Raw genomic sequence first — 26,742 nt, 5'->3', positions numbered from 1 at the left:
AATCGTCAATTTCGAATAAGCGAGTGGAGGCACCAGTCAATAAACCCGCGTATATTAGGATGGCTATTAGCACCAGCTGGCCACAGGACATAATAGCCAAGTTCTGATTCGATCGTCGTGTCTGGAAGTGGGTTGATCAGCGTCCCGTTCGCTATCTCGCGACTCACGAGATGATCCCAACCCAACGCAATGCCGTGCCCCTGTGTTGCGGCTTCGATCACTAGGGGATAACTGTTGACGGTTAGACCCTTTGTGACAATGGCCGTGTTGACGCCATTCCGGTCGAGCCATTGCCGCCAGCTCATCCAGTTCCAGTGCTCATCCTCGAGTTCGATGAGCTTGTGTTCTGAGAGATCGCTGGCCTTTTGAAGTTCGGGACTGTTCTTAAAATATTTCGGACTGCAAACCGGAAAGATACGCTCGAGAAAGAGTTTCTCCGCATGGAATCCGTGCCACATGCCGTCGCCAAAAATGATCGCCGCATCGACATCGGTCGTCAAACAGATCTTCTCGACGTCCGAAATCATCAAGCGCGGCGTGATTTGCGGGAAGGCGGCGGTTAATTCGGGGAGCTTCGGCATTAGAAGCATATTGCCGATTGCTTGGTCGCATCCTATTGTCAGGACGCTTCCATCTCCCTTAGCCCGCAGATCAGTGGTCGCGCTGGCGAGGTTTGCGAGCGTTGTCGCGACCACATGCTGGAAGTTGCGCCCTTGTGGGGTAAGGCTCACCGAACGATTGTCTCTGATGAATAGCTGCACCCCCAAGTAGTTCTCGAGGGATCGAATCTGCTGACTGATAGCAGCTTGAGTGAGATGTAGCTCCAGCCCAGCTTTCGTAAAACTTAGGTTCCGAGCCGATGCTTCGAACGCGATCAACGGATCCAGCGGAGGAAGCTTTTGTCGATAATTCTTCATAAGTTTTATTTATCCAATTGCCTAAATAATGGCTGTTGGGCAGGCCGGAAGTATTAAATTATATTGTCCGAAAGAGGTATTCAAATCAACTGAAACCACTCGAACTTGATCAACTCGAGCAGGAGAAATAGTGTGCGGCGGCGCAGAATCGAACAGCTTTAGATGAGAATTCATCGCGATAGTGTGGAGCGCTCCCTCAGCGACTGAGGAACTGATTATGAGGTATTTTAAAATCTCGAAAATAAGTGAAGAAACGGCGTCTATTCGAAGCTTTTCGCTCGTAAATCCTTTGGCAGATATGCCGCTGCCGGAGTTCTCGGCGGGGGCGCATATCACGGTGCGCGCCCCCGAGACCATAAGTAGGCAGTACTCGTTAGCAAATACCCCTGGCTCATCGGATCATTACTTAAACTCGGTTCTCAGGGGGCAGGAAGGACGTGGCGGTTCGCATTGGATACATGAAAGCTTAAGATCGGGGATACTATAGAGGTAGAAGACCCTGCCAATAATTTCAGATTCGACGAATTGGCGGGCGAGGTTATTCTTATTTTCGGCTGCATCGGTATAACTCCTATCCTGTCGATGGCTAGACGCCTGCAACAAATCGGGTCAAGTATAATTTATATTATTGCGCGCGCTCAATTCAGGAGACTGCACACTAGAACGCTATAGTAAATTCGCCCCTGTGCGATAATTTAACGCTCATTCACAAAACATCACTGAGTCGACAGCCATCCCGATAACCGGCAGGTGCGACGCAGTACTTCGCTCACTACCATTTTCCACGCACAGTTCTTGGCATAACCACACAGTAGCCTTCTGCCTACATCCGAGGGTGGACGCTTTTCGTGCGGCGAGATTGCCACGGGGATACGTGTACACCACTAATTGCCTCACACAACCACACGCAAGCCTTGATCGTCTTAAAATACCTGCTAACAGCATTGCCCATTGTTTCCCGAAGAGCCTGCGTGAGCGGTTTCACGTACTGACGCACGAAATTAGGCAGTCAATCAACGATGTCCCGCAATGGTTTTCAACACCCGCGATCATCCGCCAGCTGCGGGGTCGACGGCGAGACTACCGCCATCAGGCCGGCTATAACGACCAAGAAGGTGCCCACTTGCATCAGGACACCATAGGGTTCGTCTGCAAACAATGCTGCGGAAACGGCACCAACGGCCACCTCTATCATCATATAAATTCCGAGCCGTGTTGGCTCCAAGAAGCGCGCAGCCCACAGGAACCCGGTGAGCGCGACCGCCCACCACCCTATTCCAATGATGATGATAGCCAGAATACCAGTGCCGTAGTCGATTGAAGGCTTCGCCTCCAGGCTAGGGCCCTCCATCACACAAGCCAAAAGTACCGCGGACAAAAGGGCGCCGATGCTGAAGATGAAGTTGCTGCTGGAAGGGTCGAGACGTGAGTGCGTGTACATGCCAGTGCTTGCGACCGACCACAGGACGCCACCAGCGAGGCCAAGCCAGTCGCCGATTTCGCGCGGCAATGGGATGCCGGTATTGCCACCCTGTAGAACCAAGAATATTCCGACCATACCGATAGCGATCGCCGCGTAACGTGCCAGGGAGGTCTCCTGTTTGAACCATAAGCGTGCGATTAGAATGCTCCATACCGGCGTCAAGTAATATAAGACCACCACTACTGCGACATTTCCATACAACAGGCCAGCTGAATAAAGCGTGAATGATGCCCCGCCGATACCGGTAGATAGGAGAGCGTAACGGTTGGATGAGTAAAGGGATGTCCGGTAACGCCAAGCGGCGGGCGCCAGAGCCAAGCAGGCTACAATCACCACGTACACGGTGCCCCAGACACCAGCACCAATGGATGCTTCTATATAGCGGGCCGGTATCCAATATACGCCCCACATGACGGGAACTAGGAGCGCGACCGAGTGCGCTGTAATCAACTTTCGTGTAGATACTGCGCTCATTCGATACTCTCCATAGACGTCACTGTGACTATAAAGTGTCTAAAACCCTGCGCTCGTTAGTCAGTTCGCCTGCTCAGGCACCCCTTTCCGTGTTGAATCATTACAGCTCCGATGAGCACGATTTTCTCAGAGTTAAAAAGCAAGATAAAATGCCCCCTCGGGAATAAACAGCCAGACGCTCAAGCAGATAATGCTATTCAAGAGGAGCAGTTCCAACAGCAGGAGCATTCAAGTCAGATGGTCTCCCACTGCTACCAATAGAGGAGATGAATTTTTGTTAAATACCGCTTGTCTGGGTTGGTAAAGGGTTGCGCACACAGCGAGCAAATGGATAAAAACATATTACATATCCACGCCCGCTGTATCGGCCTAGTTACTGGATTCCAATTTTGAGTCCAAGAGCATTGACCACCAGGCTCTGGAAGTGGTGTACCGGCGCTTCGGTCACCTGGACACGATCACCTCCAACGACGAAGCGTCCTTGATTGTATCCAATGGATTTCAGCCCTCTCTGCACGTTCTCACAAATAGGGATATCTTCCGCGTACTGCAGCGTATCGCGCTGGAATTTGATAGTGCCTTCCAACTCCTCGCTAACGGTTCCGTCCTTCGTGAACCAGTCGTGGCGCTCATAGGATGTCGTTGGAGTGAGCGGGTCGACACGCATAACCGAGAGTTGTTCTTCGCCCGGATAAACCCAGATCGTGAGATTGGGCCACAGGAACCACCCACCGTAACCGTCGATGTCGTTTCCGCTCACCTGATAGGCCGCGCTGTCACGAGTTGTCCGAGTGGAACAGTGACTGGTGAATATTCCATTGGAATAGGGGTTGTAGGCTTCATCGCCGAAATCGACCAGTACCGAAAAGTCTTTGTGCGCAACAGCGCAGTGGTAGCATTCTTGGAAATTCTCGACCAAAATCTTCCAGTTCGCCTGCGGCTGGAATTCTTGGCAGTCGGCATACACAAGGTCATCGGCATTAGGCACGTAGCTGCGAATTTCCTTTTCCAACTCTGGAGCCTGCTCACGCAGAGGCACTGCTTGGCCATCCAAGTTGACAAAGACCATGCCACAGAATTCTTCCAGCGCAACCTCTTTGAGCGAGAACTCGCTTTTGTCGAAGTCTTCGATGGATCCCGTTTCGCGTGCTGCGCGCAAAGTACCATCGAGGTCATACGTCCAGGCGTGGTAGGGGCAGACAATCATTTGCGCCTTGCCACACCCTTTGAGCAGTTCATGTCCGCGGTGTTGACACACATTGTGAAATGCCCGAATTTTCTCATCTCTGCCCTTTACTATGATCACATTCTGATCATGAACTAACTCTGTGACATAGTCGCCCGGCTTAGCGACGCGGCTTTTGTGACAGACATAGACCCAGTTCTTATAGAAAATCGCTGCTTTTTCCTGTTCAAATATGTCTTGGTCGTAGAAGTAGCGTGCCGGCAGTGTGTGCGACTTGCTCGGATCTTCAATAAACGGTTTGTCTTGGTCTTTTTTATAGAACTTATTTGCAGACATGACCTGTCCTCTCAATTAGTTTAGGCTGTTACGGCTTCGATACGTCTTCGGTCGTTGATGCACAGGTGTAACGCTATAGACGTTGAGGAAAGAGCCTCTGGAGGCCTGTGGCACCGCACAAACCAATAGTGCCCATGCGCCGCGCCGCCGACAAACAATGTTATTCAGGGCAGATGGATAAGCGTTCGTTATGTCAAAGCATTAAGTTCTCGATTCTATGTACATAGACGCGCAATGTGCTACCGCGTGGGACTAAGTCCCGCTGGGCGCAGCACCACCTATCGAGATGAAAATTTGCGGAAATATTCATCAGTCAGATGAACTTGATCGCTGTTCCGGACACTGCAGAAGGCCGTTAAGGAAAGCGAGCGGGTTAGTACCGATCCAATAAGCTTCCCACGGATTGATCTCGAACATTGAGTTTGACTGTGATGACCTATTGCCGGAGCAGGCAGGGCTGGCCGCGGCGAAAATATATCCGGATTTGAAATTAGCCTGTCCGGTGTGTTCGCCGGGGTCAAGAACTCTTTCCCAGCTTTGTCCCTCAAATTGTCGTTAGCCAGGGATGTCCATCGACAGTTACCATTCAGGCCCGTTCTGCGGTTGCATCGTACAGCCGTAGCGTATGCTGATGGGTATCAAGGAAACTGCCGTGCGTTATGACCTGACCAGCCTGGATATTTTCATTACCGTCGCCGAGGAGAGGAACCTAACGCGCGTGGGCCGCATGAAGCACTTGGCTGTTTCCGCTATCAGCAAGCGGGTTTCGGAGCTCGAAAGTCAAGTCGGAGCGCCGCTGTTGGTGCGTAACGCTCGAGGGGTCGATCTCACCCCAGCGGGACAATCGTTGCTGTTCTATGCGCGGCAAGTGAGGCAGACGCTTGCGCAGCTTGATCAGGAGCTTGGCGACTATACAGCTGGCGTCAAAGGCCATCTGCGTATTCATGCAATAACCTCCGCCCTTTCCCAGTTTCTTCCTCAAGACATCGCCCACTTCGTTTCGCTTTATCCGCAAATCAAATTCGACATTGAGGAACGGGTCGGTTCTGCGGTCATTCGGGCGGTCGCGGACGGCCGAGCAGATCTTGGCATTATCGCCAGTCAGACCCATGCTCAAGGATTGGAAGCAATACCCTATCGCAACGATGAACTGACATTGGTTGTACCGGCTGAGCACGCGCTCTCAGGTCGCAAAAGTATCCGTTTCAAGGAAGTGCTGGAACATGAATTCGTCGGGCCTCATCTTGAAAGCTCTATGCACACGCTGCTGACCTCCGAAGCCGAGAAATTGGGGATGGCGCTTAAGCTCAGGATAAGAATCAGCAGCTTCGACTGCATGTGTCGAATGGTCTCTGCGGGATTGGGGCTGGCGGTTTTGCCGCGCAGTGTGATCAATCAATACCTACGCAGCCATAAGCTGAAGGCTGTGACCCTCGAAGAACTTTGGGCCCGAAGATCGTTGCAGTTGGTTGTCAAACGATACGACACCGCCTCACCCACGCTCAAAACCCTGATCGACAATTTAAGATTGCCAGAGCAGTGATCGAGCGTTCTCCTTTGGAGAACGCAGCTTTGGCGAATCATCAATTTTCAGCTATGTGTAGTAGTCCTAGTATCGGCTCATCAGCGGTATAGATCGGCTAGCCCCCGAATCCCGCGACCATTATAAAAAGCCTGAGCGATACGAGAATGACCGAGACTGCCTACGACCTCATCAATCATCTGGTGATCGACGAAGAGCGATTTGCCTACGTCGATCTGACCAAGATGCTTTCCTCAGTACAGCTATCGAAACTTCCCTACTCGATCCGAATCCTGCTGGAAAACGTGGCGCGTTGCTCTCCTGAGGCATTTCCGTCTGTTCTGGCTCGTGCCACTGGCCAAGGCCCTGACTGTGAAGTCCCGTTTCAGCCCAACCGTCTGATGTTCCATGACACGACCTGTCTGCCGGCGTTGGCTGACTTCGCAGGAATGCGCGACGTTGTGGCGGAGCTGGGCGGCGATCCCAAAACCATGAACCCGCTGATTCCAGCCGTGCTGACCATCGACCATTCCGTAATCGTGGAGCATTACGCCGAAGCAGATGCGGTCGAGCAGAATCTGGACATCGATTTTCGCCGCAACAGCGAGCGTTATCGCTTTATCAAGTGGGCGCAGAAGAGCCTGACCAATTTTGGTGTCATTCCTCCAGGTACAGGCATCATCCACCAGATGAACATGGAAGCGCTGGCGCAGGTGGTGTGGGAAAGCACCACTGACGACGGCCAACGCCTGCTGCACCCAGACGACATGGTGGCGACCGACAGCCACACCCCTATGATCAATGCAATTGGTGTCTTAGGTTGGGGCGTTGGCGGCCTGGAAGGTCAGGCAGCCATGCTTGGTGAACCGGTTCCGATTAGCTTTCCAAAGGTCGTGGGTATCCGCGTTACCAATGCGCTGCGTCCAGGTGTAACCGCTACCGACCTGTCGCTGCACGTGGCGGAAATTCTGCGCAAACGTTCGGTCGTCGGTAAATTCGTTGAGTTCACTGGCCCTGGTCTTTCGGGTTTGAGCTGGGCTGCACGAGGCACCGTTTCCAACATGGCCCCCGAATATGGCGCGACCGTGGTGTTCTTCCCGTTCGACAACGAAACGCTTTCTTACTTGGAGCTCAGTGGCCGTTCGCAAGAGCTGTGCCGCAAGGTCGTCAGCTACATGAGCGCGCAGCCTCTCTGGCGTCGTGATGAGCTCGATGAACCGCAATTTGATGAGTTGATCGATCTGGATCTGGCTGATATCGAGCCGAGTGTGGCAGGCCCACACCAGCCGCATCAACGTCAGAAATTATCGAACGCTGCCGCTTCATTCCACCAGGAAGTGATGGGTGAAGGGAAGTTGATCACAGCGTCTGCGCAACAGAGCTTTTTCGAACCATCGTTTGGCCAGCCGATCACCCATGGCGCCGTGGTGATGTCGGCGATCACCAGTTGCACGAACACCGCGAACCCCGCGCAGATGATCCAGGCTGGCTTGCTTGCCCGCAAGGCACGTGAGCTTGGCGTTCAGCGCAAGCCCTGGGTTAAAACTTCCTTGTCCCCAGGCTCTCGCGTTGTCGCGGACTACCTGAAAGAGGCAAACCTGCTCGAAGAATTTTCGGCGCTTGGATTCGATCTGGCAGGTTTCGGCTGCATGACCTGTATCGGTAACTCGGGTTCGCTCGAAGAGCATGTAGACAAGTTCGCAGATCAAGGTCTGAAGGGCGTGGTGGTGTTGTCGGGTAACCGCAATTTCGAAGGGCGAGTGAACCCGAAGATCCCAGCGGGCTACCTGGCTTCGCCGGCGCTGTGTGTGGCTTACGCCATTGCCGGCACCATCGACATCGATCTGCAGTCCGATCCGCTGGCCAGTGATCGTGATGGCAAGCCTGTGTACTTGCGCGATTTGATGCCTTCGGACGCTGAAATTGCCGTGCAAGCTGCCAAGGCCGTGAAGCCCGAATTCTTTCAGCAGCGCCTGGCTAAGGTTTGGGAAGGCACCCACCACTGGCAAGCTTTGACGGCGGAAGGAAGCGTGCAATTTCCTTGGAACCCTGATTCAACTTACCTGCGTCGTCCTCAATACCTGGCTGACATCGCTCGCGAAACTAAGACAAGTCTTGCGATCATCGGCGCTCGTACGCTGATGGTGCTCGGGGACAACGTTACCACCGACCATATTTCGCCTGCCTATTCAATTCCAGCAGATAGCTTGGCTGGACAGTGGTTGCTTGAACGCGGTGAAGCCCCGGCAGACTTGAACCAGTACTCCACCCGCCGCAGTAATCACGAAGTCATGCTGCGAGGTGCCTTCACCAACAAGTCGGTCAAGAACTTGCAGTTGGGTGATGACCAACCAGGGTTGGGAGTGTGGGCCTGGAACGCAGAACACAGCGCCTGTTTGCCGCTCTATGAAGCTGCCAAAAGCTATGCGGTGCTGCAGACGCCAATGCTTGTTTTTGCAGGGAACAACTATGGCGCAGGCTCAAGTCGTGACTGGGCGGCCAAAGCTCAGGCTTTACTCGGAGTCAAGGCGGTTGTGGCGCAGAGCGTAGAGCGCATCCACCGCAGCAACCTAATCGGCATGGGCGTCATTCCACTCCAATTCAAAAACGGGCAGTCGGCAAGCGACCTTGACCTCAAGGGTGATGAGCGCTTTGACTTCATTGGATTAGATGACCTCGCTGTTGGTGACAACCTAGTGGATCTGGTTATCCATCGCGGTAACGGCGATCTGCAACAGGTCGAACTTGGAGTCCGTTTGGACTCGCTGCAAGAGATTCGTTACCTGATGCATGGCGGTGTTCTCCCGTTCGTCATTCGCAAAGTGGTGGCGCGAACGCAGCACTGATTCGACTCCGGCCTCGCGCAGAGGCAGGGCAAAATGCGATTAACAATAAAAAGGGCGCATCTATGCACGGCGATGATCAAGACGCAGGCTCCCGCTTGCCTGTGTCAAAAGGCGCAACCCGCCGCACTGTACTCAAACAAATGGGCGCTGTAGCCGGAATTTCGGTTCTTGGCGCTCTGTTGCCCGCTGGTCTCGCGCAGGCCGCGAGCCTACTGAATAACAATGCTGAGTCTCGGAGAAATACCCCTATGTACGCCTATGTCGGGTCGCGCACTACACGGGAGCGTAATGCACGCGGTGAAGGGATCACGGTTTACAAGGTAGATCAGGAGGAGGGCACGCTGTCGCTCGTGCAGGTCGTAAAGGATCTGATCAACCCTTCATTCCTTGCTCTTAACAAGGCAGGCGATCGGTTGTACACGGTGCATGGAGATATGACCGAAGTCAGTGCTTTCAGCGTTGACGAGGCCACCGGAAAACTCGCATTTATCAACCGTCAGAGTTGTGAAGGGAAGAACCCGGTTCACTTGGCACTCGATCCGACGCAGCGGTTCCTTGTGGTTTCCAACCACATCGGTGGATCATTGGCGGTGATGAATATCGCTGAAGACGGATCGCTGGGTAGCGTCAACCAGTTGCTCAAACTGCAAGGGCCGCTGGGCCCACACCGCCTTGAGCAACCTTTCTCCAAGCCCCACTTCAATCCGTTCGATCCGTCCGGCCAGTTCGTGCTGGTGCCCGACAAAGGACTGGATCGAGTGTTCAGTTTCAAATTCGACAACGGCAAACTGTATCCGGCAGATCAACCTTTCGTTACTAGCCGAGAAGGCTCTGGGCCTCGCCACTTGGCATTCCATCCCAAAGCCTCCTTCGCGTATGTGGTCAACGAGCTTGACTCAAGCGTGACCGCGTATCGCTTCAATGGCCAGAGCGGCGCGCTCTCACCCATTCAGGTACTGCCGTCTTTACCTGCGACCTTCACCGGCAATAGCCGTGCATCTGAGATCGAGATCGATCGCAGCGGCCGCTTCCTCTATGCCTCGAACCGGGGCTACGACAGCATGGCGGTGTTCGCCATCGATCAGGGCACCGGAATGCTTAGCCCCGTAGAGTTCATGCCCACTGACGGCAAGACGCCGCGCTTTTTCGCCCTCACACCCAATGAGCGTTACCTGTTCGCGCTCAATGAAGACAGCGACACCATTATTTCAATGGCAACGGACGCCAAGACCGGTGCGTTGAGAAAGACGGGCTTTACAGTTTCAACCGGTAGCCCAGTCTGCATGATTTTCTCGGCCTAACCGGTCGAGCCTTACAATAATGAAGGGAGCAGGCCTGGGCCTGTTCCGAAGAGGTCGCCATGAATAATAACAAGCCTGAAGAAGCTGCCATCGTACGTAAGGTTACGCTGCGCATCATCCCGTTCGTTTTCCTGCTCTACATCGTGTCCTATCTAGACCGCGCCAATATCGGCTATGCGGCCTTGCAAATGAATAAAGAACTGGCGCTCTCTAGTGAGGCCTTCGGCTTTATTTCCGGTATCTTTTTTATTGGCTATTTCCTGTTCGAAGTTCCCAGCAATGTGATGCTAAACAAATTTGGCGCCCGGGTCTGGATTGCCCGAATTCTTGTCACCTGGGGGGCCATTGCTGCACTGACTGCCTTTGCACAAACCGCCAATCAGCTATACATCCTTCGCTTCTTTCTTGGCGTGGCTGAGGCAGGTTTCTTTCCAGGCATCATTGTCTATCTGACCTTTTGGTTCCGCTCCAAAGAGCTGGCTACCACGGTTGCGCTGTTCACTGCGGCTATCCCGGTGAGCTACATAATAGGCGCTCCGATGAGCACCTGGATCATGGACAACATCAGTTGGTTCAACTGGAGCGGCTGGCGCTGGATGCTGTTTCTCGAAGGTATTCCTGCCGTCTTCCTAGGTGTTGCCTGCTATTTTTTCCTCACGGACAAACCTGAACAGGCTAAATGGCTCAAACCTGAAGAGAAAACCTGGTTGCTCGAAGAACTTGAGCGTGATCGTCAAAGCCGCAGAAACGTCAAGCGTCTGAGTGTGTTGAAGACGATGACCCACCCCAAGGTGCTGTACCTGAGCTTCATATATTTCGTGTATCAATGCGGGAGCTTGGGCATTGGCTACTGGATGCCACAGATCATCAAGAGCTTCTCGGAGTCTTTGACCCACACGCAGATTGGGCTGATCGCTATGCTGCCTTACATTGTTGCGACGGTGGCAATGATCGTATGGTCGCGAAGCTCCGATAAGCGCAACGAACGTAAGCTGCACTCCGCCATCCCGTTGCTTATCGCGGCCATAGGCATGATCGGTGCTGGCGTGCTGCAAAATCCTTTCCTCGCTATAGCAATGATCTGCGTCGCGCTGTCTGGCCTTTACAGCTTCAAATCGCCGTTCTGGGCATTGCCGACACTTTTCCTCGACCGTACCACCGCCGCAGTTTCCATTGCGGTGATCAACTCCATTGGCAACCTGGGTGGTTTTGCCGGGCCTTCGTTGATCGGCATGGTAAAAGGAAATAGTCATAGTGCAGCCACCGGCCTGTTGTTCCTGAGCGGGCTACTGGTGGTCGGTTTTCTAATGACCATCCTGATGCGCGTTAATAATAAAGACGACACGCCAACCGGCAGTCCCGTGACCCGCGAGGCTCACTAAGTTACATATGTGCAGCAGCACCCTCAAAAGTGCTGCTTCGCGTCGCGTGTGAATGGCGTTACAGCCAATTTAAGAAATTTGCTCATCCTGTGAACTTATAAATTCTGAACTTCGGGCCCATCGCCCCTAGATGGGCTCTGCTGCGCTTTATTTGGAGCCAACATGAATAAAAATAAAAACGTAATTCGTACTCTGGTCACAGTTTCACCTTGGTTCGCAGTTGGCATGGTTAATGCTGAAGGCTTCCTTGATGATAGTAAGGCGTCGTTGCAAACTACGAACTACTACTTCAATCGTGATTTTCGAGACGGCGCAGGCCAGAACAAGCGCGAGGAATGGGCTCAAGGATTTCTCCTGGATTATCGGTCTGGCTACACTCATGGCAGGGTAGGGTTCGGGTTGGATGCGATGGGAATGCTCGGTCTTAAACTGGACTCAAGCCCTGATCGAACTGGTTCTGGTCTTCTCCCGACGCATGATGATGGCCATGCCGCGGACGAATTCAGCCGCCTCGGCATGACCGTCAAGGCCAAGATCTCCAAAACCGAGTTCAAGTACGGTACGTTCATCCCCAAGTTGGCGACTCTACAAGCCAACACTGGTCGGATTTTGCCTCAGACGTTTCAAGGGGGCATGGTTACGATGAAGGAGTTCGATGGGCTAACCCTGACCGGGGTTCGGTTCAACCGGGTGACCGACCGCGACTCGACCGATGCGCAAAACATCACGCTGAACAATCGCAATCGACGGTTCACCACTACGGCAGAAGGCGATGAATACTGGATCGGTGGTGCTGATTATCAGATCAATAAATCCCTCGCTGTCAGTTATCAGCACGCAGAACTTCAAGATGTCTACCGCCAGAGTTTTTTCGGGCTGGTGAACAACCTTGCAATTGGCCCCGGCAAATTGAAGAGCGACCTGCGCTACATGCTCAGTGATGACGCTGGTGCAGCTCGTGGTGGAAAGATTGATAGCGGTGCTCTAAACGGCATGTTCACTTACTCCCTTGGAGGGCACGCCCTGGGAATCGGCTTGCAGAAGATGAACGGCTCTACATCCATTCCGTACATCAACGGTACCGACGTGTACCTGACCAACTACATTCAGATTAATGACTTCGCTGAGCCAGGTGAGCGTTCCTGGCAACTGCGTTACGACTTCGACTTCGCGGCGATGGGGCTACCGGGTCTGACTTTTATGACGCGTTACGTCAGCGGCGACCATGCGGACGCCAAGACATCTGCCTCGGAAGGACGCGAATGGGAGCGCAATACCGACATTGGTTATGTGGTGCAGAGCGGTGCTCTCAAGAACGTCGGCTTCAAATGGCGTAACGCCAGTTATCGCTCTAGCTTTGCTCGCGATATTGATGAAAATCGACTGATCGTTTCCTACACCTTGCCAATTTGGTGAGGTCTACTGAACTCAAATTAGGAGCAATAAATGACCTTTCTCGACCATGCTGTGCTTCAAGATCTGGCTCCGGAAGGTGTCCTGCGTGCCGCGATAAATTTCGGTAATCCTGTCTTAGCCCAACAAGGGACGGACGGCTCACCTCAAGGAGTATCGGTGGCCTTGGCTAAAGCACTAGCCAAGGAGTTGAACGTCAGGTTGGAAATGATCACTTTTGACGCCGCGGGCAAGGTGTTTGCGGCGCTTGAAGAGGGCGTATGGAATGTGGCGTTTCTGGCCATCGAGCCGGTGCGCGAAGAGCAGATCGCGTTCAGCGAACCTTACGTCATCATCGAAGGTACTTATTTGGTAGCCGCTGATTCGTCCTATCAGCATGTCCAAGATCTTGATCAGTCAGGACTGAAAATCGCGGTGGGCAAAGGTGCTGCTTATGACCTGTTTCTTTCCCGCACGCTGAAGCATGCGCAGCTTGAACGTGCGGCAACATCCGCCGGTGCCGTGGATCTGTACATCGAGCAGTCTCTGGATGCAGCAGCAGGCGTGAGACAGCCACTGGAAAAAGTCGCAGCCGATGACTCTTCTTATCGTGTCCTTGATGGCGCGTTTACATCAATTCGACAAGCAATGGCCGTTCCGCGAGCTCGTGAAGCGGGAGCGGCCTATGTCAGTGCTTTTGTCGAACGTAAGAAGGCCGAAGGTTTCGTGCGCGCTGTTTTAAACGATAACGGCCAAACCGATGTAACGGTCGCACCTTTGGCGTGAACAGCTTTATCTAGCCATTTTGAATTGTAAATGCGCATAGCGCTCAATCGTAACTGAGGTAGAAAAATGGCCAAGGCCGCAGATGTCGTCGTGCAATGTCTGGAAAACGAAGGCGTGAAATACGTATTCGGCATTCCCGGTGAGGAAAATCTCGATCTGCTCGAATCTCTGCGTAAGTCACAGATCAAGCTGGTGCTGACGCGCCACGAGCAGTCCGCTGGCTTCATGGCTGCGACCTATGGCCGCCTGACTGGCAAGACCGGCGTAAGTCTGTCCACCCTAGGGCCCGGCGCGACCAACTTGGTAACCGCCGGCGCATACGCCTATCTGGGCGGTATGCCGATGCTCATGATCACCGGCCAAAAACCGATAAAAAAGTCCAAGCAGGGACGGTTCCAGATCATTGATGTCTGCGACATGATGACCCCCATCACCAAGTACACTCATCAGTTCGCATCGGCGGACAACATCCCGGCGCGCATGCGTGAGGCCTTTCGTCTTGCAGAAGAAGAAAAGCCTGGTGCTGTTCATCTTGAGCTGCCGGAAGACATTGCCGCTGAGCAAACCGACAGCACGCCGATCCCGTCGAGCATGCACCGCCGTCCGCTTGCCGAGCACAAGTCAGTCGTGGCCGCCGTCGAGAAACTGCAGAAGGCCCGCAGGCCCATCTTGGTGATCGGTGCAGGAGCAAACCGCAAGATGACGGCCAAGGTTCTGCAGCAGCTAATCGATAAGACAGGCATTCCGTTCGTCACGACTCAGTTGGGCAAAGGTGTGGTCGACGAGCGCCATCCGCGGTTCCTGGGTAACGCCGCTCTGTCGTCCGGTGACTTCGTGCATCGCTCGATTGAATCTGCTGACTTGATCATCAACATTGGCCACGACGTGATCGAGAAGCCACCGTTCCTCATGGTGCGTGGCGGTACAGAGGTTGTTCATATCAACTTCCGTTCAGCGGAAGTTGATGCGGTGTACTTCCCCCAGATCGAAGTGATCGGTGACATTGCCAATGCTGTGTGGCAAATCGGCGAGGCGCTGAGCGACACCGCGCATTGGGATTTCAGCCGGCTGCTGGAAATCCGTGATGCTAACGAAGAACAGATCGCTGAGGGAGGCGATGACAACCGTTTTCCGATCTACCCGCAGCGCTTGGTGGCTGACGTTCGCCGTGTACTGCCGTCCGACGGCATCGTTGCGCTGGACAACGGAATTTACAAAATCTGGTTCGCCCGCAACTACAAGGCGCACAAGCCGAACACCGTGCTCCTGGACAACGCGCTAGCGACCATGGGGGCTGGTTTACCGTCGGGTATGGCAGCACACCTTGTTCACCCTGATCGCCCGGTAATCTCGGTGTGTGGTGATGGCGGCTTCATGATGAACAGCCAGGAACTGGAGACAGCAGTACGCCTGGGTATGCATATCACCGTAGTGATCCTGCGTGACGATGGCTACGGCATGATTCGTTGGAAGCAGGCGAATATGGGCTTCACCGATTTCGGCCTGGATTACGGCAATCCGGACTTCGTCAAATACGCCGAAGCTTACGGTGCCAATGGCCATCGCGTGGAAAGTGCCGAAGGCCTGCTCCCGCTGCTGGAGCACTGCATCAAGACGCCGGGCGTGCATGTGATTGATTGCCCGGTCGACTACTCCGAGAACGACCGCATCCTGAACATAGAACTGCGTGAGCGGAGCGCAGCCATTTGAATCATTGCGAGCAGGCGGCATTCCGCCTAGAGACATAGATGGCATGTAAGGTCATACCTCGCTTGGGTCGGCAGCATGGATCACTGCCGACTTATCGTCGACTTTTCAATACAACAGGGCCTTTGAGCCCTTTTGTACTCGAAGCAAATTCAATATTCGGTCAGTCAAGGCTCGTCGGTAGTGCTGTTCATCACATTGCTACTCAGAACCTCACGCGATATCGATCAATGACTTCCTCATCCAGCTCCACACCTAAACCAGGCTTATCCGGGACGCGAACATAACCATTTTGCAGAGGTATCAGATTCTTCACTAAGTCGCGGAATAGCGGGCTATCGCTCTGAGAATACTCAATAAGTTCACCTGCTTCGCTGGCCGCCATGAAATGCACCGTGGCAGCCAACAAAATGCCAGTGCTGAAGCCATGAGGCACCAATTGTGCGCCGTATTGGCGTGCGAGCTCGTCGATATGACGCATCTCGCTGATGCCACCGCAGCGTGTGATATCAGGCTGCACGATCGCCGGGCGCGTCTCGGCCAGAAATGCTTTGAACTCATGACGAGTCGCTAGCCCCTCACCGCCAGAGACACGTATACCGCATTGTTGAGAAAGACGCAGCAGACCTTCAGAGTCATCAGATGGCAGGGGCTCTTCGATCCAATTCAGATTAAAGTCACGTAAGGCGTCGCATTGCGTCAATGCGTTTGCATAATTTCTCCAGCGTCCAACTAGATCGATCTGCAGTTTGACATCCTCTCCAATCTCCTCCCGGATTACCTTGAGCAAGGCTTTGTCCGCGCTCAGATCTTCACCAAAACCTCCGCCTCCGAGCTTGATGCTTTTTAGCCCCTGAGCCATTAGCTCTCGCACTATGTGGCGATTGGCGATCTCATCTGGTTTGGGGATAAAGGTGCCGTAGGCAGCTATGCGGTCACGGTGCTTTCCACCTAGCAGAGTGTGCACCGGGACACCGTAATGCTGACCAGCGATATCCCATAACGCGATGTCCAAAGCACTGATCGCGTGAATCGCTGCACCGCGTCGCCCTACGTATTCAGAACCCCGCACCATCTTCTTCCAGAGCCTGTCAATCTCCAGCGGATTTTCGCCGATCAATAGTTGGCGCAACCCTTGACAGGTTTCGTGAGAAGCGGGCATTTCGATCAATGCTTTTACTACGGAAGGGGAGCTATCGGTCTCACCGACTCCCACCAATCCGGTGTCGGTATGAATGCGCACGATCAACGCATCCTCGCCCCATTCGCAAGGTTCATTTAGTGGCGGTACGCGCAGCCAAATCGTCTCTATCTCAATGATTTTCATGTTGGAACTTCCACTGTCTTGACCTTAGGGATTTCCGCAAATGCTGGCACCTCCGATCCGAGTGCCAAGCGCTGAGCCTGCTCCTCAATCTGGTACCCAGGCATCGCGCTGTAGTCCTCGCGCAACCACTTGAACAGTCCCCAAATCTTCACCATTAAGATGCCTACAAATGGGATGGCGCTTAGGATCACTGCCGTTTTGAGTGTGCTCAGCGATGCGTTGATGTAAAGCATCGCCATCGGCAACGCGGCCAGCAGAACGCACCAAAACATCCGCAGGTTTGGAGAGGGATCGTCACCTTCTCGCAGATTTCGGGTGCTGGTCGCGGCGACGGTGTAAGCCACAGCATCGAGGTGAGAGGCGAGGAAAATCAGCATCAGAAGGAAGTACAGGGCAGAAAGTATTTTGCCAAACGGCAAGCTCGCCAGCAGAAGAGAAACAGCGGCTTCTCCGCCCACGCCATCGAGCATGGCCGGAGCATCAACCAGACCAGATACGAATTGGTGAATCGCGAAACTCTGCAGGCTACCAAAAAACATCCAGCAGCCACCGCAGCCACCGAGGATCATCGCAGCGACGACTTCCTTGATCTTGCGTCCCTTGGACACTCGGGTTACGAAGATTGCAACTCCTGGGGTGTAGGTGATCCAGTAAAGCCAATAGAACACTGTCCACCCACGGGAAAATTCACCGGTGCCATTGGGTTCGGTATACAAGCTCATGCGCACGAAATCGTGGAGGACGAGACCGATCGCGTTGACGGCGTTGTTGAGAGTGTACGTTGTAGGGCCGAGTAGCAGGACTATCAGGCCGAAAAGGAGCGTCATACCGCAAGCCATCTTGGCCAAGCGCTGCATTCCTGAGCTGATGCCGATGTACGAGCTCATGGAGAAGACTACGGTCACCAACAAAACCAGGCTGGCCTTCAACGCAAACCCGTCGTTGATACCAACCAGTTCAGAAATTCCTTTCGAGACGGTAGAGGTGGTCAACGTAGTGGTCAGAATCAGCCCACCAAAAGTCGCGAACAGAAACAGTAGGTCAACCATCCGTCCCACTGGGCCTTGAGCCTTTAGTCCGGTTATGGCTTCAAGGATGCCGGCGAGGCTCAGTCCTTTGTTCTTGCGTACATGAAAATGATAAGCCATCGCTAGCGAAGCGATGCCATAGATCGACCAAGGTGTGACACCCCAATGGAAGAAAGAGTAAGCGATGCTTAGATCGAGCGCTTCTTTGCTCGCGGCAGCGACGCCTAAACCGGGAGTAAGGTAGTAGTAAGCCCACTCCATGAAAGCCCAGTACATGGTGGCAGAACCTAGTCCTGCACAGATGAACATGAAGACCCAACTGGTGGTGGTGTATTCCGGTTTGCCTTCTCCTAGCCGGATATTTCCGTACTTGCTCAATGCCAGTCCTAGGATCAGGACAACACATGCGAATCCTGTGAACTGTACAACTGCCCCAAAGGTTGACGTTGCGGAGGTGAAGAGCTGACTTGCCAGCGCTTGGGCTTCAGTCGGATACATCATCAAACCGGTTGCAATGGTGGCAATCACGACGATGCTGATCAGAATCAGTATGAAGTCCTGAGTAGGGGCCTCAGATCCTGAGTCCTGATGGACGCGACTTTTAACCTGCATGGCGACCTCCTGACAAAAAAAGGGTACTCGCGGGGTGCATGTTACAAACAGCGGGGGGTAGCGTGTGCATGATGTTTTGACTCTTGTAATTATGTTGTTAGCCGGCACTCAAACGAGGCATTAAGCCCGTCCTCAGCAAGGTAGTCGCAATGTACGTCTCAGCCCTTTAACCGGGACAACGAAATTTTGTGATGGCTTAATTACAGGTTGTAATCAATTAACTTCATCTCATAATCTTACCGCTCAAGGCCATCTCACTGAGATGGTGTTCACCCCCAAAAAAAACGCCCGCCAGAGCAGAACTCGTGAGCGACGGGCGAGGGGCAGTGGAGTTATTGTGGATGCTAACTGCCGTGCGGATGTCATCATTGGTGACGCAGGTGCGAATCCTTGAACAGCGTCGATGTGCACTGAAGCAGGAATAAAAATATGACTATGACTCGATTGCCCCACCTGAATTTGCTCCAAGCTTTTAAAACAGTTGCCGATCAAAGAAGCTTTAGTCGCGCAGCTGAAACACTCCACTTGACGCAATCTGCGGTGAGTCAGCAAGTTGTGAAACTGGAAGAGGTTGTTGGCGTTCCTCTTTTCGTTCGCTCAACTCGAAGTACCGAACTCACAGAAGATGGGGCTCAGTTACTGATTGAAATTTCTTCGCCTTTGACGAGCCTTATTCAGGCCTTCGAAAAATTCTCCAGGCCTAACAAGATTCCAGTGCTGCATTTCGAATGTGAACCTGTGTTGAGTTCTATCTGGATAACGCCCAGGCTTAAGTCTTTTACGGAATGTTTTGGAGCCATTTATTTTCAGCAAAGGCTGACAACACAGAATCTGGAATTTTCACCCGACACCCAGTTCGCTATCAAATGGGGAACAGGTAAGCGTCCGGGTTACGTCTCCGAATATCTGCTTGGGCTGAATTACATTCCCATGTGTTCACCTGCGTTGATTGAAGGGCGAGACAGACTCACCTCACCGAGCCAGTTGAACTCACTGCCGCTTCTCCATGATCGAGACAGAGGCGACTGGACAACCTGGCTCAAAGTTTTTGATATTGAGGACGTAAATCCGAACGAAGGGCATGTGGTCAACGATGCCAACGTGTTAATGCACATGGCGATCGAAGGGCATGGAGTGGCATTGTGCGCGATGGAGCTGTGTGAGAAGCCGTTGAAGGAGGGGGTTCTGGTGTTACCGTTTCCTGAGATGAGCATGCCTCACAACATGGCCTACTATATCCTCACTCGCGCGACACCTCCACCCAGCGCGAGGGCGATTCAGTTCATCGAATGGCTGAAGTCCGAGGTCAAAAAATACCGAGGTGGCACTGAAGATACGATCTGAGCGATTCATGCAGGGAAAGCTGGGAGAGAAAGCCCGCGATCCGTTCGTGCGGGCTTTACATACTGGCCGGAGTACTCAGCCTACGAACATGGCGTACGTAGTGGCACGGATTTCCTCCCAATCAATTTCGAGCCCGAGGCCGTATCCATCGGGAGCAGTGACTAATCCTGATGTATTGGCTCGGATTGGGTTATGCGTTGCAAACTCAAAGAGCTCGTACTCACATGCCTGCTCAAAAAAATTGCAGTTTGGCTGGCTGAGCATCAAGTGAAGGTTTGCCGCTTGCGCCAGTGAGTGGCCCCAGCTCTGAAGCTCTACCTGGACTCCACGCGCAGCGGCTTTGCGCATAATGGCTTGAGCGGGAGTAATGCCTCCGCAAGTCATGACATCAACCCTTACGCGCGACCAGCAATTTTCACGCATACCAAATTCAACTAGGAAGGGGTCAGTGATAGCATTGCCCGCAGGCAAAACAGGCACAGCCAAGTCTCTCGAAAGTGTCCTATAACCACTCAGGTCGTAATCATCCAATGGAGCCTCAAACCACTCATACTTTAGCTCGCTTAATACCTGACCTACATCCATGGCGCCAGCCAAGTCGTAGCGTTGCTCAACATCGAGCATCAAGGCCAAGCCTTTATCACCGTGAGCTCGGTGTACAAGATTGATCATTTTCAGGTCTTTCTCTGGCTGGCACCAACAATGGAATTTAAGCGCCTGGAAACCCTGTTCAACCCACTGGCTCACATAGTCGACATACGCCTCTGGCGATGCTAGAACAGGTGTACTGGCATAGGCTGGAATCGAAGTCCGTGACGCCCCCAATAGTTGATAGAGGGGCTTTTCCGCCGCTTTCGCTGCCAAGTCCCACAGAGCAACATCGATCAGCGCCAGGGCCTGAGCGGATCGAGCATAAGCTTTTGGCTTTAGGTGACTCCATAGGGCCACGCGATCCAGAGCTGATTTGCCAATCACTTCGGGAATCATGTCCTTGAGCGTTTCAAGCAAGACCGTATCAACGCAGTGCGTGGTGTAGGAATCGGTTGCAGCGAAGCCCACGAAGCCGTCAGTGGTGTGAACGCGCACGAAGGTGTGTGTCGTGAATGGATCAGGTTGTTCTGGTGTCCAGGTCGAACCAGGTTGGTTAGGACGACAAACATAAACTTCAATTTTTGAAACAGTGAGACGGTTCATGCCTTATACCTTACGCAACTTTGTTAAATGAAAATGAGCTTTCGGGGATTCATTTTGAAAAGCAGCCAAGTACAAGCGTGATAAAATCGTCATCCCTGCACATATCTGAACGTCTAGTCTTGCTCTTGATGTCAGTTTTTTAGTTGCTAAACTAAAATTCAAAGAAGTTATCCTTGCGATTGATTGCGAGCTTTTGTTCGAGCAAGCGTGTGTCGCTGGCAGCTTCAAAATGTTCAAGTTTAGTCCCCAGTTAGTATTAATTATGTGGGTGACGCTGGTTGCGGGTTGCTTTCAAGAATCTAATGATTTGAGCCAAGTTGTGGAATCAATATTTTGTGATCCGTTTATTAGTGTGGCTTATTAGTGGTCAAGTCGCTGCACCATTCGTAGCTTATCCGAGACTAAGCCGTGTCAGCCCGCACTGGCTGGCAGTGAGCGCTTAGTTTTGCTTTGGTGTATCTATAAGTAAAACGGTGCATGAGGCCATACTTTTATTGTAGGTGGGGCGTTTATTTCCAGTGATAGCATGTCGAACTATCACACCTCAGGTCGCTGAAGCGCACGGATTAAAAATTATGACTGCAGGCCAAATGTGTATTTGGCGCGAATGCTTAATATTTAGTTATTAAATTGTTGCAGGCGGCGGGGTGTTGGTTTTTATAAAACTAAAGCTGGAGTGAGTGATGGTATTTAATTTCTCGCATTATAAGTGGTTGTTGATAGGTAGTGCGTTTATTCTCGCGTTGTCATTAGGGGTCAGGCACGGATTTGGATTATTCCTGGCCCCCATGTCCCTATCGTTTGGGTGGGGAAGGGAGATTTTTGCATTCGCGATTGCGTTTCAGAACCTAATTTGGGGTATCGCCCAGCCTTTCAGTGGGGCGTTAGCCGATCGATATGGAGCGGGCAAGGTAATCGCTGGTGGCGGGTTTCTGTACGCCTGTGGGCTAGTTCTTATGAGTACCGCGACCAGTTCATCTATGCTGCTGATGAGTGCTGGCGTTCTGGTGGGTATTGGCCTGTCAGGCACTACTTTCTCAGTAATTCTAGGGGTAATAGGAAGAGCATTGCCGATTCAGAGTCGCAGCATGGGAATGGGGTTAGCTAGTGCCGCTGGCTCACTTGGGCAATTTGTCATGCTTCCCGGCACTCTTGAGTTAATCCAGCAATTTGGGTGGCAGTCTGCATTAATCATCCTGGCAGGCTTGGTCGCTTTGATTCTGCCGCTGGTAGGAATGCTTAAAGACCGACCGCTTGTTAGGACGGCAGATACCCAAACTGCCGGCCAAGCGTTGCAAGAGTGCGTGGCCCATCGAGGGTTCATCCTGCTGTCAGCAGGCTTTTTCGTATGCGGGTTTCAGGTGGTTTTCATTGGAATACACTTGCCCTCCTATATCATTGATCAACACCTTGATGTCGGAACTGGCACGGCGGCCTTGGCCCTTATCGGCTTATTCAATATCTTCGGAACCTATACCGCAGGGATTTTCGGCGCTCGATATTCGAAGCCGAGGTTGCTAACGATGTTGTATGCATTAAGGGCAATCGTTATTGCCTGCTTTATTGCAGTGCCAGTGACTAAGCTTTCAGTTTATTGTTTCTCAATTGCTATAGGCTTTTTGTGGCTCTCTACCGTGCCTCTTACCAATGGAACCATCGCTTCAGTTTTTGGTGTGAGAAATCTGTCCATGCTCGGGGGCATCGTCTATTTCTTCCACCAGGTTGGCGCTTTCTTCGGTGGATGGCTCGGAGGGCTTGTATATGACCGCACCGGCAGCTACGACCTCGTCTGGTACATCTCGATCGTGTTGAGCGTTATAGCAACTGTATTACATTGGCCAATTACTGAGTCTCCGGTCGAACGAAGGCCTAGGGCGGGGGAGGTATGTTGAGGTGCGAATGGTTTGGCTAACGATCGTGTTGCTTGCGGTGATGCTTATCATCAGCTGGCAGGGATACCTGCATATGGGCTTGGCTGGATTACAGTTGGGGGCTGTTTGCTAGATAAAATTTACATGTGTCAGCAAGGTTGACGCGTTGGCTGCGCGGAGATCCAAGCAGCCAACTTTTCAAGTCTTGGAGATTCTAGACCAAAGTTTCCATTGCTGGAGCGTGTTGTGTCGAGCGAGGAAAAATTGGCGTTTGTGGGTGTGCTTTTGTCAGTGCACGCCCTTGTGCCACGATGGCCTCAGCAGACATATGTGAATAGTCTTCTTTCAACCATCTCATCAGCCCCCAAATTTTCACCGCCAGGACTGCGATAAATGGAATGGCAGTGAGAATGACCGCTGTTTTCAGGGTGCTCAGCGGAGCGTTGATATAGAGCATGGAAAGCGGCAGCGCAGCGAGTAATAAACACCAGAACAGGCGAAGGTTAGGTGTTGGATCATCGCCTTCTTTCAGGTTTTTGGTGCTAGTCGCAGCCACTGTATACGCCACTGCATCGAGGTGCGATGCAAGGAAAATAAGCATCAGAAGGAGGTACACGACAGATAGCACATTACCCATTGGCAAGGAGTGTAGGAGCATCGAAACCGCAGCTTCGCCGCCTGCACCACTGAGCATTGCGGGAGCGTCAACAACGCCAGTGATGAACTGGTGAATAGCGAAACTCTGCAGGCTACCGAAGAAGAACCAGCATCCACCGCAACCACCTAAGACCATTGCCATGATCACTTCCCGTATGGTTCTGCCACGTGAAATACGAGTGACAAAGATTGCCATCCCAGGCGTGTAGGTGATCCAGTAAAGCCAATAGAAGGCCGTCCAACTACGAGCAAAATCACTCCCGCCTACAGGGTCGGTATGCAAGCTCATTTGCACGAAATTCTGTAATGCAATGCCCGCCGCATTTGTGAAGTTGTTGATGATGAATTCGGTCGGGCCGAGAAACAGGACGATTAATCCAAACCCCAGCGTCATACCGCAAGCGACCTTCGCCAAATGCTGCATGCCAGAGGAGATGCCGATGTAGGAGCTCAGTGAAAAGACCATCGTGACCATGATGACAATCGAAGCTTTGAGCCCGAAACCATCAGTGATGCCGGTGAGGTCAGCGATCCCTTTCGCAACAGTAGATGTGGTAAGCGTAGTTGTCAGGACTAGCCCGCCAAACGTGGAGAACAAGAATATCAAATCAATTACACGACCCACCGGCCCGCGTGCCTTAAACCCCGTCATAGACTCAACAACGGCTGCCAAGCTCAAGCCTTTGTTGCGTCGTACGTGAAAGTGATAGGCCATGGCCAGCGAGGCGATTCCGTAGATCGACCATGGCGTAACGCCCCAGTGAAAAAAGGAATATGCGATGCTGTACTCTAGGGCTTGCTGAGTCGACCCGGTAATCCCAAGTCCCGGAGTTAGATAATAGTAAGACCATTCCATGAATGCCCAATACATGGTGGCTGAGCCTAGCCCGGCACAAATAAACATGAATATCCAGCTCACATTCTTGTACTCGGGAAGTCCATCGCCAAGCTTGATGCTTCCGTACTTGGTCATGGCCAGACCAATAATAAGAACGACGCAAACAAAGCCAACAATTTGGACGATGGATCCAAATGTCATTGTTGCCGCTGAAAACAGTTGATCTGCGGAGGCCTTGGCTTGATCTGGATAGGCTGTTAGAAAAATAACGGCTGTGGAGACAATGGCCAAACAGGTTAAGATGAGTGTCCAGTCGATAGAAGGGCGGGATGTTTCGATAATTTCAGGCTTCATGGCGACCTCCTGAAAGTGTGTGGCGGACACGAAGCGAGGGAGATAGAATTCTCATTTCTGAAGACCTGCTATTATGATTATTGGTAGACCTTAGCCATAGGGCTAAGCGCAATATAAACAGTTTAGTTGTCAACACTGAATCGCGTTTTGTTAATGAGATTATAAGAAATGCTTATCAATGGCCCAGTCTCACAGTCTGTTTCAACGCGACTCCCGCATTTCACTCTATTGTTGGCATTCAAAACGGTCGCAGAGCAAGGCAGCTTCACGCATGCCGCTAAAATTTTGCACCTCTCTCAGTCTGCGATCAGTCAAAAAATAGTAAAGCTGGAGGAGGCGTTGAATGCTCAATTACTAATTCGCACCACTCGTTCAGTGACGCTTACGGCTGCGGGTAAAGATCTGCTAAATGAGACAAGCGGCCCTTTTGAAGAGCTGGTGAAAGCATTTGATCGCTGCGCGCGAAAGCAAGGTCGGTTGGCCTTGCATATAGAAGCGGAACCTGTTTTAAGTGCATTCTGGCTGACGCCGAGATTGCGCAAATTCACAAATAACTACCCTGGCTTAGATATTCAGCAAACGCTGACATCGAAGCGCGTTGAATTTTCGGGAGACATCGATTTAGCAATAAAATGGGGCAAGGCTGACTGGTCGGGATTTCGTGCGGATTATCTGTTAGGTTTGAATTACGTTCCTGTTTGTTCACCTGCTTTGCTTGAATGTGAAAATCCTTTAATCGACCCGCTCAACTTGATCCACCATCCATTGCTTCATGATCGTAGCGTTGACGATTGGATTAATTGGGGGCGAACCTACCCAGGCGTCCCAATCAAAATTGAAGGGGGGCATCTAGTCAGTGACTCCAACGTGCTGACAGAGCTTGCGATTGAAGGTTTGGGCGTTGCTCTGTGTGGCTTGGAGCTTATCCAGAGACCTCTAAAGAATGGTGATTTAATCATTCCATTTCCTGAGATGAAGATGCGACACCCAATGGGTTACTACCTTTTGACGAGGAAATCCGATCGTTTGAGTGATGTGGCCCAGCAATTTGTCGCTTGGTTAAAGGAGGAGGCCCGCCTCACCGAAGGCGCAGAAGACCGGCTTGGGGAGGAATCCACTTAGCCATCTAATAACTGGGTGGATTCCTTTTTTGAAAGACCGGCTTCCTTAAGTAACCAGTCTATAAATGCTTGGGATTGAGGGCTGGCATATTGATGTTCTGGAAGGACAGCGTAGAACGCTTCGGAGGTGGGTACACGTTGAGTGAACGGAGCGACGAGTTTGCCTTCAGTCAGCAGCGTAGCTACAAGTGATGTTCGTCCTAATGCAAAACCGTGTCCGAGAACAGCCATTTCCAACGCTGTTATAAGCGTGTCAAATTGCATCCCTTTCGAAGGTGGAACGCAGGAAATTCCTGTTTGCTTTAGCCAATAACCCCATCCTTCTTCATATCCGATGACATGGAGTAGTCCATGTTCTGCTAGTATTTTCTCTATATTGAAGTCTAAGTTAGGATCGGTAATTATTAGCTTGGGGCTGCATACTGGAATAAGCTCATCCCACGTCAGTCTGTATGACTTATAGCCCGGCCAATTTCCTTTGCCGTATCGAATATCAATATCCACTTCTTTATCCTGCTCCTCCAGCCAGATGTTACTGCTGAAATGCAGGTTTACTGAAGGATAAACGCTGGTAAACCGTTCTAGTCTCGCAGCTAGCCAAGTCGTAAAGAAAACAAGGTTCACCCTGGTGGTAATGACCTTTGCACGTCCTTCGCCAAAAATTTCATCGGTGGCAGCAGCAAGACGTTCGATAGCTTCATGAACTGCAGGCATATAAGCGCGCCCCGCTTCGGTCAATTCTAGTCGGCGCGCTAGACGCTTGAAAAGCGTCATTCCAAGTTGTGACTCCAAACCTTTAATCTGTTGGCTGATAGCAGCCTGTGTCAAGTTTAGTTCTTCGGCAGCTAAGGTGAAATTTAAGTGGCGTGCAGAGGCCTCGAACGAGCGCAGCCAATTCAGCGGAGGAAGGCGTTTTTTATTCACTTATAGATCGCTCTTCATATAGCATTGTTGAGCGGGTGATGGTTATCGCCATCGCCCGCTCAATAATAGTATGTAGCGTCTATAGATGTAAATGATCATATGAGGCGATAGCGTGAACGCCTCGGGGCATGAAAACTTGA

18 protein-coding genes are annotated in these 26,742 nt (G+C 52.1%); 10 read left to right on the top strand and 8 right to left on the bottom strand.

Translation table 11 applies throughout. From position 1 onward, the window contains the following. Positions 1-5: 5 nt before the first annotated feature. From AACY18_RS12640 to AACY18_RS12630, 3 genes are all read right to left on the bottom strand, one after another. Positions 6-917 (bottom strand): LysR substrate-binding domain-containing protein, encoded by a 912-nt coding sequence (locus tag AACY18_RS12640; RefSeq protein ID WP_339465007.1) that lies wholly within the window; start codon positions 915-917, stop codon positions 6-8. A 1,036-nt stretch (positions 918-1,953) separates the two neighbouring features. Continuing rightward, the gene (locus AACY18_RS12635) at positions 1,954-2,874 is read right to left on the bottom strand and encodes a DMT family transporter (protein WP_339420465.1); all 921 of its coding nucleotides are present in this window, start codon (positions 2,872-2,874) and stop codon (positions 1,954-1,956) included. A 373-nt stretch (positions 2,875-3,247) separates the two neighbouring features. Continuing rightward, on the bottom strand, positions 3,248-4,396 hold the full coding sequence (locus AACY18_RS12630) for an aromatic ring-hydroxylating oxygenase subunit alpha (RefSeq protein WP_339420466.1): 1,149 nt from the start codon (positions 4,394-4,396) through the stop codon (positions 3,248-3,250). Between the two features lie 631 nt (positions 4,397-5,027). Between AACY18_RS12630 and AACY18_RS12625 the strand changes: the two genes are divergently transcribed. The 7 genes from AACY18_RS12625 (at position 5,028) to AACY18_RS12595 (ending at position 15,335) form a co-directional block, all read left to right on the top strand. Next, the gene (locus AACY18_RS12625) at positions 5,028-5,939 is read left to right on the top strand and encodes a LysR family transcriptional regulator (RefSeq protein ID WP_339428419.1); all 912 of its coding nucleotides are present in this window, start codon (positions 5,028-5,030) and stop codon (positions 5,937-5,939) included. A 146-nt stretch (positions 5,940-6,085) separates the two neighbouring features. Further along, a complete protein-coding gene (gene acnA, locus AACY18_RS12620; RefSeq protein ID WP_339465006.1) occupies positions 6,086-8,764 on the top strand; it encodes an aconitate hydratase AcnA in 2,679 nt (892 codons plus the stop codon). Between the two features lie 248 nt (positions 8,765-9,012). After that, the gene (locus tag AACY18_RS12615) at positions 9,013-10,065 is read left to right on the top strand and encodes a lactonase family protein (RefSeq protein WP_339465108.1); all 1,053 of its coding nucleotides are present in this window, start codon (positions 9,013-9,015) and stop codon (positions 10,063-10,065) included. Between the two features lie 59 nt (positions 10,066-10,124). Further along, positions 10,125-11,447 (top strand): MFS transporter, encoded by a 1,323-nt coding sequence (locus AACY18_RS12610; protein WP_339420469.1) that lies wholly within the window; start codon positions 10,125-10,127, stop codon positions 11,445-11,447. A 162-nt stretch (positions 11,448-11,609) separates the two neighbouring features. Next, positions 11,610-12,863: an OprD family porin gene (locus AACY18_RS12605; RefSeq protein WP_339465005.1), complete on the top strand. Its 1,254-nt coding sequence runs from the start codon at positions 11,610-11,612 to the stop codon at positions 12,861-12,863. Positions 12,864-12,893: 30 nt separating this feature from the next. Beyond that, positions 12,894-13,625: a transporter substrate-binding domain-containing protein gene (locus AACY18_RS12600; RefSeq protein ID WP_339420471.1), complete on the top strand. Its 732-nt coding sequence runs from the start codon at positions 12,894-12,896 to the stop codon at positions 13,623-13,625. A gap of 66 nt (positions 13,626-13,691) precedes the next feature. Beyond that, positions 13,692-15,335, top strand: a complete 1,644-nt coding sequence (locus AACY18_RS12595) for an acetolactate synthase large subunit (protein WP_339420472.1) — start codon at positions 13,692-13,694, stop codon at positions 15,333-15,335. A 202-nt stretch (positions 15,336-15,537) separates the two neighbouring features. Here AACY18_RS12595 and AACY18_RS12590 read toward each other — a convergent pair whose 3' ends face one another. Both AACY18_RS12590 and AACY18_RS12585 read right to left on the bottom strand, forming a co-directional pair. Beyond that, on the bottom strand, positions 15,538-16,659 hold the full coding sequence (locus AACY18_RS12590; RefSeq protein WP_339420473.1) for a mandelate racemase/muconate lactonizing enzyme family protein: 1,122 nt from the start codon (positions 16,657-16,659) through the stop codon (positions 15,538-15,540). Beyond that, a complete protein-coding gene (locus tag AACY18_RS12585; RefSeq protein WP_339428417.1) occupies positions 16,656-18,299 on the bottom strand; it encodes a BCCT family transporter in 1,644 nt (547 codons plus the stop codon). Before AACY18_RS12585 ends, AACY18_RS12590 begins: the two co-directional genes overlap by 4 nt. 429 nt (positions 18,300-18,728) lie before the next feature. Here AACY18_RS12585 and AACY18_RS12580 point away from each other — a divergent pair, with 429 nt between their 5' ends. After that, positions 18,729-19,643 carry a LysR family transcriptional regulator gene (locus AACY18_RS12580; protein ID WP_339420475.1) on the top strand — a complete coding sequence of 305 codons (915 nt, stop codon included), beginning with the start codon at positions 18,729-18,731 and terminating at the stop codon, positions 19,641-19,643. A 75-nt stretch (positions 19,644-19,718) separates the two neighbouring features. Here AACY18_RS12580 and AACY18_RS12575 read toward each other — a convergent pair whose 3' ends face one another. Further along, positions 19,719-20,837 carry a mandelate racemase/muconate lactonizing enzyme family protein gene (locus AACY18_RS12575; RefSeq protein ID WP_339420476.1) on the bottom strand — a complete coding sequence of 373 codons (1,119 nt, stop codon included), beginning with the start codon at positions 20,835-20,837 and terminating at the stop codon, positions 19,719-19,721. Positions 20,838-21,520: 683 nt separating this feature from the next. On the opposite strand from AACY18_RS12575, the gene AACY18_RS12570 reads away from it, so the two are divergent. Continuing rightward, a complete protein-coding gene (locus tag AACY18_RS12570) occupies positions 21,521-22,729 on the top strand; it encodes an MFS transporter (RefSeq protein ID WP_339465004.1) in 1,209 nt (402 codons plus the stop codon). A gap of 193 nt (positions 22,730-22,922) precedes the next feature. Here AACY18_RS12570 and AACY18_RS12565 read toward each other — a convergent pair whose 3' ends face one another. Continuing rightward, on the bottom strand, positions 22,923-24,557 hold the full coding sequence (locus AACY18_RS12565) for a BCCT family transporter (RefSeq protein WP_339420478.1): 1,635 nt from the start codon (positions 24,555-24,557) through the stop codon (positions 22,923-22,925). A gap of 168 nt (positions 24,558-24,725) precedes the next feature. Between AACY18_RS12565 and AACY18_RS12560 the strand changes: the two genes are divergently transcribed. Beyond that, positions 24,726-25,679: a LysR substrate-binding domain-containing protein gene (locus tag AACY18_RS12560; protein ID WP_339420479.1), complete on the top strand. Its 954-nt coding sequence runs from the start codon at positions 24,726-24,728 to the stop codon at positions 25,677-25,679. On the opposite strand, the gene AACY18_RS12555 is transcribed toward AACY18_RS12560, so the two are convergent. Then, complete coding sequence (locus AACY18_RS12555) at positions 25,676-26,602, bottom strand: LysR substrate-binding domain-containing protein (protein WP_339420480.1); 927 nt, start codon at positions 26,600-26,602, stop codon at positions 25,676-25,678. The two genes, AACY18_RS12560 and AACY18_RS12555, sit on opposite strands and share 4 nt — an antisense overlap. Positions 26,603-26,742: the final 140 nt, after the last annotated feature.

Origin of the sequence: Pseudomonas sp. EA_65y_Pfl2_P74 (assembly GCF_963970575.1) — a bacterium.
Lineage (GTDB): Bacteria > Pseudomonadota > Gammaproteobacteria > Pseudomonadales > Pseudomonadaceae > Aquipseudomonas > Aquipseudomonas baetica_A.
This window is presented reverse-complemented; position numbering and strand designations above follow the sequence as displayed.